The organism is Salmonella sp. SAL4457 (assembly GCF_046548235.1).
In the GTDB taxonomy this organism is placed as follows: Bacteria; Pseudomonadota; Gammaproteobacteria; order Enterobacterales; family Enterobacteriaceae; genus Salmonella; species Salmonella enterica.
In genome coordinates, this window is sequence record NZ_JBGDZO010001509.1 from 1 (window position 1) to 228 (window position 228).

Annotated in this window: 1 pseudogene; it reads right to left on the reverse strand. The window is 68.0% G+C overall.

The features are described from left to right. Positions 1 to 228: pseudogene (locus tag ACLJNW_RS29240) on the reverse strand (hypothetical protein); the annotation flags it as partial.

The following is a 228-nucleotide window of genomic DNA, read 5'->3' on the forward strand; positions in this document are numbered from 1 at the left end:
TGCTGGTGCCGATCAGCCCGTCGGCCTCGCCGATGTCGTAGCCGCGCGCCAGCAACGCCTTCTGCACTTGCTTGCGCTCGAGCCGGCTGATGCCCGGGTCGTCGGTCGGCCAGGACGCCACCAGGCCGCTGCCGCCGCGCAGGCGGTCGGAAAGCAGGGCGATGGCCAGCGCGTAGCTTTCCGCGGCGTTGTAGGAATAGATCGCATCGTAGTTGCGATAGACCAGGA